Origin of the sequence: Edaphobacter aggregans DSM 19364, assembly GCF_000745965.1 — a bacterium.
Classification (GTDB): Bacteria; Acidobacteriota; Terriglobia; order Terriglobales; family Acidobacteriaceae; genus Edaphobacter; species Edaphobacter aggregans.
Genome location: NZ_JQKI01000121.1, coordinates 1 through 14,339, shown reverse-complemented (window position 1 = coordinate 14,339; position 14,339 = coordinate 1). Strand labels below are relative to the sequence as shown.

At 57.1% G+C, this 14,339-nt stretch carries 13 protein-coding genes and 3 pseudogenes; 11 read left to right on the top strand and 5 right to left on the bottom strand.

Translation table 11 applies throughout. The annotated features are described in order from the left end of the window. Positions 1–114: pseudogene (locus tag Q363_RS46810) on the bottom strand (IS110 family transposase); the annotation flags it as partial. Between the two features lie 109 nt (positions 115–223). Between Q363_RS46810 and Q363_RS44715 the strand changes: the two are divergent. Then, positions 224–801, top strand: a pseudogene (locus Q363_RS44715) (transposase family protein); the annotation flags it as partial. Between the two features lie 222 nt (positions 802–1,023). Here the strand turns inward: Q363_RS44715 and Q363_RS25430 are convergent. The 3 genes from Q363_RS25430 to Q363_RS43100 form a co-directional block, all read right to left on the bottom strand. Next, the gene (locus Q363_RS25430) at positions 1,024–2,760 is read right to left on the bottom strand and encodes a SulP family inorganic anion transporter (protein ID WP_035356437.1); all 1,737 of its coding nucleotides are present in this window, start codon (positions 2,758–2,760) and stop codon (positions 1,024–1,026) included. Positions 2,761–2,931: 171 nt separating this feature from the next. Further along, positions 2,932–3,192 (bottom strand): PAS domain-containing protein, encoded by a 261-nt coding sequence (locus Q363_RS46805; RefSeq protein WP_084080750.1) that lies wholly within the window; start codon positions 3,190–3,192, stop codon positions 2,932–2,934. A gap of 489 nt (positions 3,193–3,681) precedes the next feature. Beyond that, entirely contained in the window at positions 3,682–3,975 is a 294-nt protein-coding gene (locus Q363_RS43100) for a hypothetical protein (protein ID WP_035356433.1), read from the bottom strand. A gap of 429 nt (positions 3,976–4,404) precedes the next feature. Between Q363_RS43100 and Q363_RS25415 the strand changes: the two genes are divergently transcribed. From Q363_RS25415 to Q363_RS25370, 10 genes are all read left to right on the top strand, one after another. Further along, positions 4,405–5,043: an NAD(P)/FAD-dependent oxidoreductase gene (locus Q363_RS25415; RefSeq protein WP_035356432.1), complete on the top strand. Its 639-nt coding sequence runs from the start codon at positions 4,405–4,407 to the stop codon at positions 5,041–5,043. Positions 5,044–5,087: 44 nt separating this feature from the next. Further along, positions 5,088–5,636 (top strand): serine/threonine-protein kinase, encoded by a 549-nt coding sequence (locus tag Q363_RS25410; protein WP_051979304.1) that lies wholly within the window; start codon positions 5,088–5,090, stop codon positions 5,634–5,636. A gap of 420 nt (positions 5,637–6,056) precedes the next feature. After that, positions 6,057–7,094, top strand: coding sequence for a cytochrome c oxidase subunit II (coxB, locus tag Q363_RS25405; protein ID WP_245632466.1), 1,038 nt, complete (start codon positions 6,057–6,059; stop codon positions 7,092–7,094). Between the two features lie 25 nt (positions 7,095–7,119). After that, complete coding sequence (ctaD, locus tag Q363_RS25400) at positions 7,120–8,811, top strand: cytochrome c oxidase subunit I (protein ID WP_035356430.1); 1,692 nt, start codon at positions 7,120–7,122, stop codon at positions 8,809–8,811. Positions 8,812–8,823: 12 nt separating this feature from the next. Beyond that, the gene (locus Q363_RS25395; RefSeq protein ID WP_035356427.1) at positions 8,824–9,414 is read left to right on the top strand and encodes a cytochrome c oxidase subunit 3; all 591 of its coding nucleotides are present in this window, start codon (positions 8,824–8,826) and stop codon (positions 9,412–9,414) included. A gap of 10 nt (positions 9,415–9,424) precedes the next feature. After that, a complete protein-coding gene (locus Q363_RS25390; protein ID WP_035356425.1) occupies positions 9,425–10,291 on the top strand; it encodes a hypothetical protein in 867 nt (288 codons plus the stop codon). Then, positions 10,291–11,040 (top strand): c-type cytochrome, encoded by a 750-nt coding sequence (locus Q363_RS25385; RefSeq protein WP_051979303.1) that lies wholly within the window; start codon positions 10,291–10,293, stop codon positions 11,038–11,040. The genes Q363_RS25390 and Q363_RS25385 overlap by 1 nt, the downstream gene beginning before the upstream one ends. Further along, a complete protein-coding gene (locus Q363_RS25380) occupies positions 11,033–11,560 on the top strand; it encodes a QcrA and Rieske domain-containing protein (protein WP_035356424.1) in 528 nt (175 codons plus the stop codon). The genes Q363_RS25385 and Q363_RS25380 overlap by 8 nt, the downstream gene beginning before the upstream one ends. After that, positions 11,548–13,020 (top strand): cytochrome b N-terminal domain-containing protein, encoded by a 1,473-nt coding sequence (locus Q363_RS25375; protein ID WP_035356423.1) that lies wholly within the window; start codon positions 11,548–11,550, stop codon positions 13,018–13,020. The genes Q363_RS25380 and Q363_RS25375 overlap by 13 nt, the downstream gene beginning before the upstream one ends. Before the next feature lie 3 nt (positions 13,021–13,023). Beyond that, entirely contained in the window at positions 13,024–13,899 is an 876-nt protein-coding gene (locus tag Q363_RS25370) for a cytochrome c oxidase assembly protein (RefSeq protein ID WP_051979302.1), read from the top strand. A gap of 161 nt (positions 13,900–14,060) precedes the next feature. Here the strand turns inward: Q363_RS25370 and Q363_RS25365 are convergent. Further along, positions 14,061–14,339 (bottom strand): annotated as a pseudogene (locus Q363_RS25365) (IS630 family transposase); the annotation flags it as partial.

The following is a 14,339-nucleotide window of genomic DNA, read 5'->3' as shown; positions in this document are numbered from 1 at the left end:
GATGAGCTGCTTCTGAGTGAACTTCTTCTTGAGAAGCACTTTGCCGTTATCGCCAAGCGCTACGAGGTGAAACGTCGTCTTGCCGAGATCGATGCCAACCGAACGAATCTGCATATCGATGATCCTCCTGAAGTACCCTGCCAACAAGATCACCCACACCCACGTGGAGGATCAACCGCGGACCATCTCAGTAACCCCGTTTTGCGGGAACTAGGTCAAGTCCCAGATCCTTTGCGCCAACTCCAGCCAAGCTAAAGGCCGAGTGGAACGCGTGAATCGCACATTGCAGGATCGATTGGTAAAAGAACTGCGACTGGCTGGAATCAGTGATATCGCTGCCGGCAACGCTTTCCTGCCGGAGTTCATAAAAGCGCTTCAATGAAAGGTTTGCGATTGCTCCAGCAAACCCACATGATCTGCAACGCCCACTACAGATCACAGCGAATAGGTTGACTGATATCCTCTGCCATCGTGAACAACGTTATGTTGGCGCACAACTGACATTCCACTATGACAGGAAGCAGATCATCCTGGAACAGACTGAGGTTTCAAAGGGGCTGGCTGGCCGATATCTCGAAGTCTACGACTTCTCCAATAGGCCCCTGGAGATTCGATGGCAAGGTCATCCACTTCCCTATCGCGTCTTCAACAAGGATCAACGTGTGAGTCCTGCTGCGATCGTTGAAGACAAACGGCTCAGGCACGCACTCTTCTGTCGTCAAAGCCCAACAGGATCGCAGGCCGGTCGTCAGGATTATGACCAACAGTGAGAAGATCGGATACAAAAAGCGACCACGCCGAATATTCGGGGCGGACTTCGATTCAAAAACCCCTGCGGCGATATAAATGACGTTCGATCGTGAGTATGAGAGGAGGTAACCGCGCCTCCCACATTGTCTGGTGATTGGCAACGCCACTTGAGAAAGATGCTCTAATTCGCTTCTGAGTGCTTGCGTCGGATCGATGGAAGCTGCGCGAAAGGCTCCTTTGAGACCCTGGCTATCTGGCGCTTGCCAAAGGTTGTCACGAGCTTCGATCGACTGGAGTCGGATCTGGGCGCTTGGACGGAGCAGCCATGTCGTACTTCTGCCCATACTGCGTCACGACGTCCTTCAGCCTCTCGTAGAAGGCATCCACGCCAAACAGTTCTCGGAGCCCGTCGTGTGTATGGGTCATGGGCTCCTCCATTTCTTGTGCAACGACTAGGCGAATGCCTTTTGCCTTCAACTTCGCGTGAACCGACCGGAGGGTTTCAACCGCGGAGTAGTCGACATCATCCACTGCGCCCGCGTCGAGGCAGAGCCAGCGCAGGGGTGGCTCCGTGCTGCTCGCGAGCAACGAGACCTCGTCCGAGAACTGCTGGGAATTCGCATAATACAAGCTGTGCGTGAATCGGTAGATGACCAGACCGGGCGCGGCCTGAGCGGCGGTGGCCACTGGCTTCGGCTGCCAGCTGCCCGATTCGTCGGGCACGAGCACCGCGTTCTTCGGTCGATACCCGTGCCTCGTGTGATCGACGAGCGACAACGCGATGGCGAACAAGATCCCCTGTTCGACACCAACGAACACGACCGTCAATGCGGTGACCAGTGCCAACCAGAACTCCGACCGCCGTTGTTCGAAAACCCTCCGCATCCCAGCGAGATCGATCAAGCCGACTCCGATCAGAAATACGATGGCCGACAAGGCCGCCTCTGGCAGGTACGCCAGCGCCTTGGTTAGGAAGAGCAGGATCAGCGCTACCATCGCCACCATCACCAGGAGCGACAGTTGGCTACGGCCGCCGGCGCTGTCGACGATTTGCGTTTTCGTTGGACTACCGTTGACGACGAAGGTACCGGACAGGCCGGCGCCAATATTAGCCAGGGCCAGACCGACCAGATCGGTGTTCTCGCTGAACCTCTCGTCGTAGCGCGTGGCAAAGGCGCGAGAGGTTGCAGCGCTCTGTGCCAGGATCACCACAAACATCGCGAAGGCCGTCGGAATCAATGTCGCGATGACCTGCCAAACCCAGTGAACCTTTGGCATACCCAGGGGTGGCAGACCACTCGGAACAGCTCCGACCACATGCACATGCTTGCCGAGTCCGAACGCCCAACTTACGACCAGGGCGCCGATCGTCGCGATCAGGGCTCCCGGAATTTTCTTCGAAACCATTTTGAGGCCGACAATCACCACCAGCACGCTGAGCGCGATCGTCAGCTCGTAGCGGTTGACCTGTCCGAGTTGTAGAAGGTCGTTCCAGACCTTCCCCAGCGTGCCGTGGCCGCCCCCCTTCAGGCCCAGCATGCCGGTGATCTGCCCCAGCGCGACCTGAATGCCAACCCCGGTCAAGAACCCGATCAACACGGAGCGCGAAAGGAAATCGGCCAGGAATCCCAGGCGCATGAGACGCGCCAGAATCAAGAAGCCCGCGGCCATCAGCGCAAGCACGCCGGTCAACGCCACGTATTCACCCGTGCCGGTCGATGCGATCCCCACCAGACCGCCGGCTAGGATGGCCGCCGTCGCTGAATCCGCGCCTACTACCAGGTGCCGTGAGGAGCCGAACAAGGCGAACAGCGCCGTGGGGATAAGCATGGTGTAGAGACCGGTGATCACCGGTGTGCCGGCGATCTTGGTGTAGCCCATCACCTCTGGGACGGCGATTGCGGCAAGCGTGATACCGGCAAGGATTTCAGCCGGGATCTGAGCGACCGTGATCGGCAGTATTCCCTGCAGGATGGGGAGGCGGGCGGAGTGATCGGGTGGTGATGTCATGGCAGTCCCTCTATCGAAGCGGCTCTTAGCTTTGGAGCGCTTTGCATGGCTCGCTATTCTTGGTAGACCAACCGAGGTCCACTAACCTGCGTCGCCTTGAGGTCGATATCCACCTCAACGCGGCCAGCGATCTTGCCCCATCTTCGGTTCCCAGCGGTGCCAGGCTGATTTCTATGGGGAACTCGTGGCCGTCCCGGCCTGGGCAGTCCTTCGGAGTTGTTCCTCGATCCGCTTGCGGTCCTCGATATCGATACTCGATCCGTGCCACTTGATAATTCTTCCATTTTCGTCGTGCAACGCGAGTTTGTGGTGCAGCATCCAGCGATATTTCCCATCAGCTCGCCGAACTCGTGCGACTCCCTCAAAGCGTTCGCCCGTAGCGATCGACTCGCGCCACTTTTGCACAAAGATCTCGACATCTTCAGGATGAATCTAGAAATCCATTTCCATCCCTGCAGATTCTTCATCGACTGCCCGACGAAATCGAGCCAGGTCCCATTGAAGAAATCGAGGTAACCATTCCGGTCGGGCGGTGTGGATCAACGCTGGAGTCGAGTCGATAACCTGACGAAGGCCCAGACTCTGATCATCGGCGGAGCTGTGCTCGTCGGCTCCCATGCTGCGTATGGTACAACGACAAGTAGTCGGCCGCGTCTATCTCTGGGTCGCGGGTTCGAGCCCCGTCGTCCCCACCGTACATTCCACAAGACTTACGGGACGTATGGACCTAAAGGGACAACGAGATCTGGGTTCGATATGGGTGCAATAAGATTTCTACCGCCCATTTTGAGAGTGTTTTTTCATCCTTCATTTCACCCAGATTCGGAATCATCATCTTCACAACCTTGCTCTGTGCTGCCCGCTTGTTCGAGTTCACTGCTTGTGTGTACACATCAAGTTGAAGGTGCTCGACGGCCGGCGTTAGATTCTTCGGGTACTTAGAACCCGCGCAGGAAGACGAAGACATTGTTTGTGGCTGACCGATAGACGTAATAGCCTTCCGGCACCGTTCCCTTGTAGCCGGGCGGCGAGCGTCCACGGGCAGGCAAACCACAAGGTGACGTTCTCCAGGAACATGTGGCCGGTGTTGTATTGGGCACCGATCAGATAGTGCCCGATGATGCCGAAGCCGATGAAGATGCCGAAGATCAGCAGCCCCAATCCCCAGCGGATGAATCTCACGCCAATCCGTACGCCTTCGTTCCCAGTGGTCATCAGTCCTATCGAGAGAATCGATTTCCTTCTCAGTGTGGAAAATTACAAGGCCAAGGCTCTGGTATCAAAGAACTTTCGCAGTCACCCGGTCACAGCCTTGATTCAGACCCACTCACACACTCGCATGATAGGAGAACCGTGCCGCGCAAACTGGCTAAAGTGCGAGTCAGTGCGAAAAAAATCGTTGGACTTCGTTGGGCCGCAACACACGTCAAGGCGGCGGGAACTTTTCAGGCCACTAAGGCGATTTCTCGTGGATGGGCCGGGCAACTCGGGCTAAAATGAATATGTCGGTGCGGAAAGCATTGAATTATGCGAATCCGAGGGCTGCGCCTAATTCAGGGCGATTGTTCGCACCAGTAGTTCTCCCAGTAGCGCGGGTTGTTGTGTTCCTTATACATGTGTTGGTACTTGTGAGGTCAGGTAACCATGACCCAGTCCAACGAACAAAATCCGAACCGCGTGAAGCGCGTCTTGATTGTAGGTGGTGGTTTCGCCGGACTGAACTGCGCCCGCAAACTGTCCGCGAATCCACATGTTCGGATCACATTGCTTGATAAGAATAACTATCAGCAGTTCCAGCCGCTGCTTTACCAAGTGGCCACGGCCATCCTAGGTCCGGGAAATATAGCTTTCAGTTTGCGCGGCACGCTTAGGAGCCACCCGAACGTAGACGTGAAAATGGCAGAGGTGGTCTCGATCGATCTCAACGCGCGTACGGTGGAAACCGCCCAGGGGCAGCACTATGAGGGTGACTTTCTGGTGCTGGCCGCCGGCTCGCATACGCAAGGGACATCGGAGGCAAGGAATTACATCGGCCCTGATCGACGCCGCGATAAAAACCGCGAAAGAAGCAGGAGTACCACCTCTCGAAGCGTATCCTCTCGATGGAGAGTTGTCGCCCAGCGCCTCAGGCACCGGCTATCTGTCGACGTTTTTCCGAGCCGGCTTCAGGGTCGTTGGCAGCCGTTCACGAGCGCGTCCGATCATTCGCCTCGAGCTCTGACCACGGTTGAACTCAGTGACGAGAAAAGCGTTTCACCAGACCTGTCAAATCGAATTGCGTAAAACATCTTCCGGGAGTGATTTGCACGGGTGTAATCGGCGCCATCATGGCACTGGCCCCTGCAACGCGTCTGGGCCCGTATGAGATTCTCTCCCTGCTCGGTGTGGGTGGAATGGGAGAGGTCTACCGCGCGCGAGATACACGGCTAGAGCGCACAGTCGCAATCAAGATTTTCTCGCAGCTTTCCTACGACCCCGCGCACAAGCAGCGGTTCGAACGCGAGGCACGAGCCATCTCGAGCTTGAACCATCCGAACATCTGCACGTTGCACGACATCGGCCATCAAGATGGCATCGACTACCTGGTTATGGAATGCGTGGAAGGAGAGACGCTGGCGAAGCGGCTTGAGAAAGGACCGTTGCCAGTCGATCAGGTTCTGAAGGTGGGTGCGCAGATTGCGGATGCCCTCGATAAGGCCCACCGCTCGGGAATTGTCCATCGTGACGTGAAGCCGAGCAATATCGTGCTCACACCGACTGTGGCACGCATGCGGGTGGCGAACATCAAGCAGTTTTCAAAGGGGGACCGGACTGGCGATCGAACAAGTGTGCGTGTTCCCTCCAGAATCAGTATCTGGAGGATTGGAGAGTGTTAGTCAGCAGATTGCGCGGCTCCGCTGTGTACAGTCTCTCGCGCGAGATCTGGTACAGAAAGGTCGGGGCACTCCAGAACACCGTCGCATCCCACGTAGGGCGGCCCCCATGCCTCTCTCCTTGAGTTTCACGCCATTTCATAATTTTCTCGTTTTCTTTCAAGCGTTTACAATGGGCGCGGGCCTGCGGGGAATTGACAGTGCGTGTTCGAAATAATAGTGTTAGCCGCATGAACCCGGAAGCATAAGGCTTTAAAGCCGTAATGGTATGGAGCGTTTGAAGGTCGGGACCATCCTTTAGACAACCAGCGTGACAGTTTTGGAGTTAGGAACGGGCACAAAGTCGCTGCAAGCTGTAGCTCGTTAGAAAACCTGAAGCTTGAGAGGCTATCAATGCGATTGCGGCCGACCAAAAGCTTGTTCATGCAGGTTGTACTTGGGATGTTCGTGGTTGCCTTGTGGTCTCTGGGGACAGCCATTGCCACCGCGTCTAGGGCAGTGGCGATGACTCCTACGAACACCAGCATCTTCTCGCCGGCATCCACGCCTGCTAAATCCATCTATGATTTGTCGCTTTTTGTTTTAGCGATCACCGGCACAATCTTTGTCGTTGTCGCCGGACTTCTCGCGTTCATCATCTTCCGTTTCCGCGAGCGGCGGGAGGATGATACTGCAGAGCCAGCGCAGATCTATGGCTCAACGCAGGTGGAGCTGGCGTGGACTGTAATTCCGGTCCTGATCGTCATCACGCTCTTCCTCACGACTGCGCGCATCATCTATGCGATTCAGGATGCTCCGAAGCCGAAGGCGGCCCTTGATGTCACGGTGGTTGGTCATCAGTTCTGGTGGGAGTTCAACTATCCGAAGCTCGGCATTCATGCTGTCAACGAAATGCATGTGCCGGTCAGCAATCCGCAGGCGCCCAAGCCGACCTTTATGCGGCTCTTATCCGCGGACGTGATCCACAGCTTCTGGGTGCCACAGATGTCGGGGAAGACTGATCTCGTTCCGAACAAGGTGAATGAGTTGTGGATCGAACCGCAGCAGACCGGCATGTACGTGGGCCAGTGCGCTCAATTCTGCGGCGTGGAACATGCAAAGATGCTGTTGCGCGTCTATGTTGACACTCCAGAAGGCTTCGCCGCATGGGTGAAGAATCAGCAGCAGAAAGGGGTGCGTGACGAGACGGTTGCTGCGGGTCGTCACGTTTTTGAAACGCAGGCATGCATGAACTGCCACACCGTCGCGGGAACCGCAGCCACAGGCCGCTTCGGTCCCGACCTGACGCACCTGATGAGCCGCGACACGCTGGCGTCCGGCGCAATGGACAATACGAAAGAAAATCTGCGGGAGTGGATTAGAAGACCGGACACTTACAAAGTGGGCTCGCTGATGCCCGCAATGCAATTGAGTGACGAGCAACTCGATCAGGTGACAGCGTACCTGTTGACGCTTCGCTAAGCCTTAGGCAGGAATGCAGGGGACTATGGCAGATTCAGCTTATCCGATCTCTGGTTCACTGGAACGGGCTCCCGAGCGCTGGTCGCAGGCGGCCGTCCTGGAGTGGCTCAACAGCTGGGTCGTTACTGTCGATCACAAGAAGCTTGGCATCCTTTACATGGCCTACTCTATCTTCTTTTTGCTGGTTGCTGGAGTCGAGGCCATCGTTATCCGCATTCAGCTCATTCAGCCGAACATGCACGTCGTATCGCCGCAAGTCTTCAACCGCCTCTTCACCATGCACGGAACCACCATGGTGTTTCTGGTGGGGATGACCTATATCTTTGGGTTCGCCAATTACCTGATCCCTCTTATGATTGGCGCGCGCGATATGGCCTTTCCGCGTCTTAATGCATTTAGCTTCTGGATGACTTGTTTCGGCGGTTTGCTGCTCTACTACAGCTTTATCGGCGGAGGCGGACTCTACGGGGATGGCAATGCCCCCGACGTGACGTGGTGGGCGTATGCGCCGCTTACGTCGCGCGCTTTCACGCGGGGCCACAGCATCGATTACTGGGCGCTCTCGCTGATCGTTACAGGGTTCGGCACAATCGGCGCGGCCATCAACGTGATTGCCACGACACTCTGCATGCGCTGCAAGGGCATGACGCTGATGCGTCTGCCACTATTTGCCTGGCTGAACTTGGTGGCCTCGGGCCTGATCCTGGTTACGATTACGCCGCTGACCGCCGCGCAGGTCATGCTCCTCATCGATCGTTATCTGGGAGGACATCTCTTCGATACACAGGCGGGCGGCTCGGCGATCATCTGGGCGCATTTCTTCTGGATCTTCGGGCACCCGGAGGTCTACGTTCTGGTGATTCCGGCCTTTGCCATCGCAAACGAGATTATCCCCGTCTTCTCACGAAAAGCGATGTTTGGATACCCGGCCATGGTGGCGGCTACGATCGGGATTGCCTTTGTCAGCGTCAGCGTCTGGGCGCACCACATGTTCACCATTGGAATGACTTCTGTGGGCAATACCTTCTTTGTGCTGTCCACCGGGCTGGTAGGTGTCCCGACGGGGATCAAGATTTTCAATTGGCTCGCCACCATGTGGGGGGGCAAGATCCGCTTTGCCACACCTATGCTTTTCTGCACCGCGTTTGTCTTCCAGTTCCTGCTTGCGGGCCTTACGGGCATCATGTTATCTGCAGCGCCCTGGAACTGGCAGTTGCACAACTCTTACTTTGTGATCGCGCACTTTCACTACATCCTTGTCGGTGCAATCGTCTTCAACATCTTCGCGGCGATCTACTACTGGTACCCGAAGGTCACGGGACGCATGTTGAGCGAAACACTGGGTAAGTGGCACTTCTGGCTTTTTTTTATTGGATTCCACCTCACCTTCGACGTCATGCACATCCCCGGTCTTCTGGGGATGCCGCGATCGATCTTTACCTACGAGGCAAACCGAGGCTGGGGAATGCTGAACATGATCGTTTCCATCGGGGGCTTTATTCAGGGGATTGCCGTGCTGATCTTTGCAGTGAACCTGATCCGGTCCTACTTCAAGGGCGCGGTAGCTGGCAACGATCCATGGGACGCCTGGACGCTCGAATGGAGCACTCCCTCACCTCCGCCCGCCTATAACTTTGCCGAAGACCCGGTGGTCACCAGCGCGCGACCTCTGTGGGATATCAAACATCCGGACGACCCGGATTGGAAGTACGAGTGAGGCTCTGACGCGATGAGCGCAACAGTTGCAGTGGCAAAGATGGAGCCGATATGGGTGCAGCCCTCAAAAGGGCGCGTTGCCATGTTCTGTCTGATCGTTGCTGAGTCGGCCATCTTCACGATCTTTGTAGTGGCCTACATCTACAACATCGGCAAGAGCCTCTACGGGCCTACGCCGCAGGTGTTGAGTGTTCCGATCTTCAACACAGTGTGCCTGCTTTCAAGCAGCCTTACGATCGTGCTGGCTGAGCGGGCCATCGAGCACGGCAAGATCAAGCGCTTCGGCCTGTGGTGGGCAGTGACCTTTGTTCTCGGCGCCATCTTCCTGATCGGAACGGGCGTTGAGTGGCACAAGCTCATCTATGAGGACGGCCTGACCATCAGCACAAACCTCTTTGGAACGACGTACTATTCGCTGGTGGGACTGCACGCCTCACACGTTGTGGTCGGCTTGATCGCCCTGATCACCGTGCTGCTCTTCACGTTGACTGGGCATGTTCGTCAGGAACACGCCGAACGCCTTCAGGTTCTCGCACTGTACTGGCACTTCGTAGACGGGGTATGGGTCGTTGTTTTTACAGTGGTTTACATCGTCGGACGCTAGAGAGGCAGGTATGGAAGCGAACGAGCATTCCGATTCGGGTCAGCAGGGCGCATCGATTCAGCTACCGGCGCCGACGGCGTGGCCTATCGTTCTCGCCCTTGGCATGACGCTGGTGTTTGCCGGCGTCGTCACGAACGGCGCCTTCAGCCTTCTTGGCGGAGCTCTCGCGGTGTGTGGATGTGTGGGTTGGTTCCGTCAGGTGCTGCCGCATGAGGTGCACGAAGAGGTTCCCGTCGTCGCTGTTCCCGAAGTTGCCGTCGTCTCGACACGGACGCATGTTACCCGCATCGAAGTCAGCGAAGCTCACCGCGCTCATCTCCCGGTGGAGACCTATCCGGTGCTTTCCGGGCTCAAAGGTGGCATCGCCGGCGGCATCGCAATGATTGTTCCAGCCCTTCTTTATGGCTTGATAAGCCAGCACAGCATCTGGTATCCGGTCAATCTGCTCGGCGGCGCGGGCGTCGCGCATTGGGCGAATCCAACAACGGAGGACATCGCCGCGTTTCACATGCAGGCTCTCATCATTGCCACGATCATTCACGCCGCGGGAAGCATAATGGTCGGCCTTCTCTACGGAGCCATGTTGCCCATGTTGCCGCGCCATCCGATTCTGTTGGGTGGTGTGGTAGCTCCGCTGCTCTGGACAGGTATTCTGCATTCATCGCTTGGCCTTGTGAATCCCGAGCTGAATGCTCGCATTGACTGGGGATGGTTTGTCGTCTCGCAGATTGCTTTTGGCCTGGTGGCCGGATTGGTCGTCATGCGGCAAGGCAAGATCCGCACCGGTCAATCCATGCCGTGGGTGCTGCGCATGGGAGTCGAGGCGACGGGAATACCTCGTGTAGAAGGCTCAGAGGAAAAGGGGGACCGCCGGTGATGAATGTTCGTCGATTCCGTGACGGCATCTTCGTACTCTGCAGTCTGTTCCTTGCGGGCTGTGATCGTAGCCCTGGCACGCCCCGGGTGAACGCTGAGGTAGTGCGTCCCGACGAGATAAAGGACTTCTCGCGACTCTATGCGAGTAACTGCTCGGCCTGTCACGGCCGGGATGGGCAGAATGGTCCCGCCATTGCATTAGCAAATTCCACTTATCAGGCGATTGTGGATGAAGACAGGCTGCGTAGCGTGATTGCAAACGGCGAGCCAGGAACGCTGATGCCCGCTTTCGCGCAGAGCGCCGGCGGGCTACTCACCGCTGAGCAGGTGGATGTGCTTGTCAAAGGCATTCGATCCAACTGGTACAAGGCAGATGCCTTGAAGGGTCTCGACGTGCCTCCGTACAAGGTCAACGGGCAGGGAGATGTCGCGCGTGGTCAACAGGTATTTACTGCCAATTGCGCCCGCTGCCATGGTTCCGGAGCAGAGCAGAAGAGTGCCAAGGCCGGCTCAGTGACAGACGGTTCCTATCTTGCGCTTGTGAATGACCAGGCCTTGCGCGCCATTATTATTGCGGGGCGTCCCGATCTCGGACACCCGGACTGGCGTGGCACTGCTCCGGGTCATCCGATGAGCGATCAGGATGTAACCGACGTAGTAGCGTGGATGGCGAGCCAGCGGCTGCAGACGCCAGGCCAACCATATCCGTCGCAACAGTTGTCGGCAGTAGGAGAGAAAGATCATGAGTGAGGAGAAAGGTGTAACGCGACGATCGCTGCTGCTGACATTCGGGATTGCACTAAACGGGATTATTGCCGCGGCGATCGCCATGCCTGTTATTGGGTATCTGCTATCTCCTATCAAGAAGAAGGCGGCTTATAACCAGTGGATTACGCTCGGCAGCCTCAACCAGTTTCCAGAGGGGGAGACGCGGCTTGCCAACTTCGTGAATCCCTTCAAGCGTCCTCAGGATGGGGAGACGGCGAAGACTCCCTGTTGGGTGCGGCGTGTGAGCGCGGACAAGTTTCAGGTGTTTGCGATCAACTGCGCGCATCTTGGCTGCCCGGTGCGGTGGTTTCCGCAATCGGCGCTGTTCATGTGTCCGTGCCACGGCGGAGTGTATTACGCAGATGGCGAGCGTGCATCAGGGCCTCCGGAGCGGGGGATGTTTCAGTACGACTACAAGGTAGTGGGCGGAGAGCTTCACATCAACGCAGGCCTGATGCCCACGCTGGCTGAATTGAAAAGGAAATCTCCATGTCTTGGTTAAGGAAGACCTACGACTGGATAGAGCAGAGGGTGCAGCTTGAAGAGCCGGTGAAGGACGCTGCGCTGCACCCGGTGCCGCGCAGCACGGCGAGCTGGTGGTATGTTTTTGGCAGCGCGGCCACGACGCTGCTGATACTTCAGGTCGTCACCGGCATATTGCTCGCACTTGTCTATGTGCCCTCGGCCAGCGAAGCGTGGAAGAGCCTCGATGAGCTGAACCACCAGATTTATCTGGGCTGGTTTTTGCGCGCGATGCATGGCTGGGGCTCGAACTTCATGGTCGCCGTGGTGCTGATTCACATGGCACAGGTATTTCTGTTTGGCGCGTACAAGTTTCCGCGTGAGCTGACATGGGTCGTGGGAGTCTTCCTCTTGCTGATGACGCTGGGCATGGCCTTTACCGGGCAGGTGCTCCGCTTCGATCAGGACGCTTACTGGGGGCTGGGCATCGGCGCCTCGATTGCGAGCCGCGTGCCGCTGATTGGCGGTGCGCTGGTAAATCTACTGTTGGGCGGACCTATTATTGCGGGCGCTACCTTGTCGCGGTTCTTTACCCTGCATGTCTTCGTCATTCCGGGGATCCTTCTCCTCTGCGTCGCATTGCACATATGGATGGTGCTGAAGCTCGGTATTAATGAGTGGCCGATGCCGGGACGAGTCGTGCGCCGCAGCACTTACCTGCAGGAGTATCACGATCTTGCCCACAAGGACGGGGTCCCCTTTGTGCCCGACGCCCTGTGGAAGGATCTTATTTTTTCCTCTGCCATTCTGGCGGCGGTTGCTGTGTGCGCGATCGTCTTCGGACCCTATGGGCCGACCGGACAGCCGGATCCGACGATCATCCAGACAGTTCCGAAGCCGGATTTCTTCTTCCTGTGGCTGTATGCGGTGCTCTCTTATCTGCCGCCGAGTCTTGAGACACCGTTCATCCTCATTGCTCCGGTCGTTGCCATCTGCATTCTGCTGGCGCTGCCTTTTGTGGCGGGAGAAGGAGAGAAGAGCTGGCATCGCCGCCCGGTCGCCGTGCTGACGCTGGTCATAGTGGCTGTTGCCTGGGCTATCTTTACGCATCTCGCCACCTTCACTCCGTGGAGCCCGGAGATGGATGCCTGGAGTGGCGATCCGGTTCCAGAGAAGATCATCCACAGCGCAGCTCCGTTGGAGCTGCAGGGCGCAGTGGTTTTTCAAGCGAAGCAGTGCCGCAACTGCCATGCAATCGGCGGTATGGGCGGGCTGCGCGGACCAGCACTCGACACTGTGGCGACACGTCTGACCGAAGACCAGCTGATTCGTCAAGTGATACAAGGCGGCGGCAATATGCCTGCCTATGGCAAGAATCTAAGCCCGCCGGAAGTGACTGCGCTGGTGCGCTTCCTGGGGACATTGAAGCCTGCTGGACAGCTTCCGGCTATCGACGCAACGCAAAAACAACAGGCGGAGATAGCCTCGCCAAAGCAATAGACCATGACACCTGAAGTAAGAGACCTGCTTCTTGATTGGGAGATTCCACTGTGGACGACGGTGGCGCTGGTATTGACCGCTGCCGTCTATCTGCGTGGATGGATTCTGATACGGAAGACGCGTTCCGCATTGTTTCCGGTGTGGCGGCTTGTGTGTTTCCTCGGAGGGATATTCTCACTCTTTCTGGCGACTGCTTCGCCGCTCGATACGCTCGATGAGAAACTGCTTTCTGCGCACATGGGGCAGCACTTTCTGTTTATGTCCGTCGCGCCGCCGCTGCTGCTGCTTGGCCTGCCATCGATTCCGTTGCTGCGGGGATGGCCACGGATCGTCGTTCGCCGCGTGTTCGGGCCGATTCTTCGCATTCATTGGCTCAGGCACCTGGGACGCTTCCTGACCAGCCTGAAGCCGGCTTGGCTTGCGATGAACATCATGTATATCGGCTGGCACATTCCAGCGCCGTATGAACTGGCGGTCCGGTCAGAGAGCTGGCATAACGTCGAGCACGCTTGCTTTTTTTTCACCAGCATACTGTTCTGGTGGCCCGTTCTGCGGCACTGGCCCGCCCCGCGGCCGAAGCTCAGATGGATGCTGCTCCTCTATCTGCTGACAGCAGACATTGTGAATACCGGAGTCTCGGCCTTCCTCTGCTTTTCCGGACGGCCGATCTATCCGAGTTACATCACAGAGACAAATCCGCTGGGCCTTAGCCCTTTGAACGATCAGGTGGCTGCAGGGGCTTTCATGTGGGTGTTCGGGTCTATCGTCTTTCTTGTTCCTGCAGTGTTCATCACGGTGCAACTACTCTCGCGTCCGAGCACGCACCCGCCCATCGCGGTGGAGCGTCGCAGCACCCACAAGGTCGGTGAACGACTCTGAGACGGAGCCGCTTCGGGACAAGGCTTCCCCGAAAGTCAGCAACTTGATGGCAATCGGCCGCAAGCGGCCTCCGGGATCGTGTACCAGACCTGGTCGCGCATACAATGTCGCTAAAATATGTTCCCGCATTGTTCCTTGTTGAGGTGCGATTTGTCACCGCGCTAGTACTGTGACCGCTTGAATGAGTAGTTCAGTTTCAGGCCTGCCAGCTTCCTTGTGAACTTCCACTTGATGGTGATCTTGTGGCGGTTTGCACTGCGATTCCAGGCTTTGGCTTGGCGGCGGAGGGTGACGATATCCCCGATCCTACGTCTTCCGAGGCATTGGCGGCTAAAGAGGCCAATCTCGATCTCCGCCTGGTTGAGCCAGCTTCCATGCTTCGGGGTGTAGTGGACAGTAAAGCGCTCCCACAGCCATCCGCTCCTCTTCGCCGAAGCGGT

Excerpts from the sequence above, each read along its gene's own strand:
- ctaD (WP_035356430.1), top strand. The coding sequence starts at position 7,120 with ATGGCAGATTCAGCTTATCCGATCTCTGGTTCACTGGAACGGGCTCCC.
- Q363_RS25415 (WP_035356432.1), top strand. The coding sequence starts at position 4,405 with ATGACCCAGTCCAACGAACAAAATCCGAACCGCGTGAAGCGCGTCTTG.
- Q363_RS25375 (WP_035356423.1), top strand. The coding sequence starts at position 11,548 with ATGTCTTGGTTAAGGAAGACCTACGACTGGATAGAGCAGAGGGTGCAG.
- Q363_RS43100 (WP_035356433.1), bottom strand. The coding sequence starts at position 3,975 with ATGACCACTGGGAACGAAGGCGTACGGATTGGCGTGAGATTCATCCGC.
- coxB (WP_245632466.1), top strand. The coding sequence starts at position 6,057 with ATGCAGGTTGTACTTGGGATGTTCGTGGTTGCCTTGTGGTCTCTGGGG.
- Q363_RS25430 (WP_035356437.1), bottom strand. The coding sequence starts at position 2,760 with ATGACATCACCACCCGATCACTCCGCCCGCCTCCCCATCCTGCAGGGA.
- Q363_RS25395 (WP_035356427.1), top strand. The coding sequence starts at position 8,824 with ATGAGCGCAACAGTTGCAGTGGCAAAGATGGAGCCGATATGGGTGCAG.
- Q363_RS25410 (WP_051979304.1), top strand. The coding sequence starts at position 5,088 with ATGGCACTGGCCCCTGCAACGCGTCTGGGCCCGTATGAGATTCTCTCC.
- Q363_RS25385 (WP_051979303.1), top strand. The coding sequence starts at position 10,291 with ATGAATGTTCGTCGATTCCGTGACGGCATCTTCGTACTCTGCAGTCTG.
- Q363_RS25370 (WP_051979302.1), top strand. The coding sequence starts at position 13,024 with ATGACACCTGAAGTAAGAGACCTGCTTCTTGATTGGGAGATTCCACTG.
- Q363_RS25390 (WP_035356425.1), top strand. The coding sequence starts at position 9,425 with ATGGAAGCGAACGAGCATTCCGATTCGGGTCAGCAGGGCGCATCGATT.
- Q363_RS25380 (WP_035356424.1), top strand. The coding sequence starts at position 11,033 with ATGAGTGAGGAGAAAGGTGTAACGCGACGATCGCTGCTGCTGACATTC.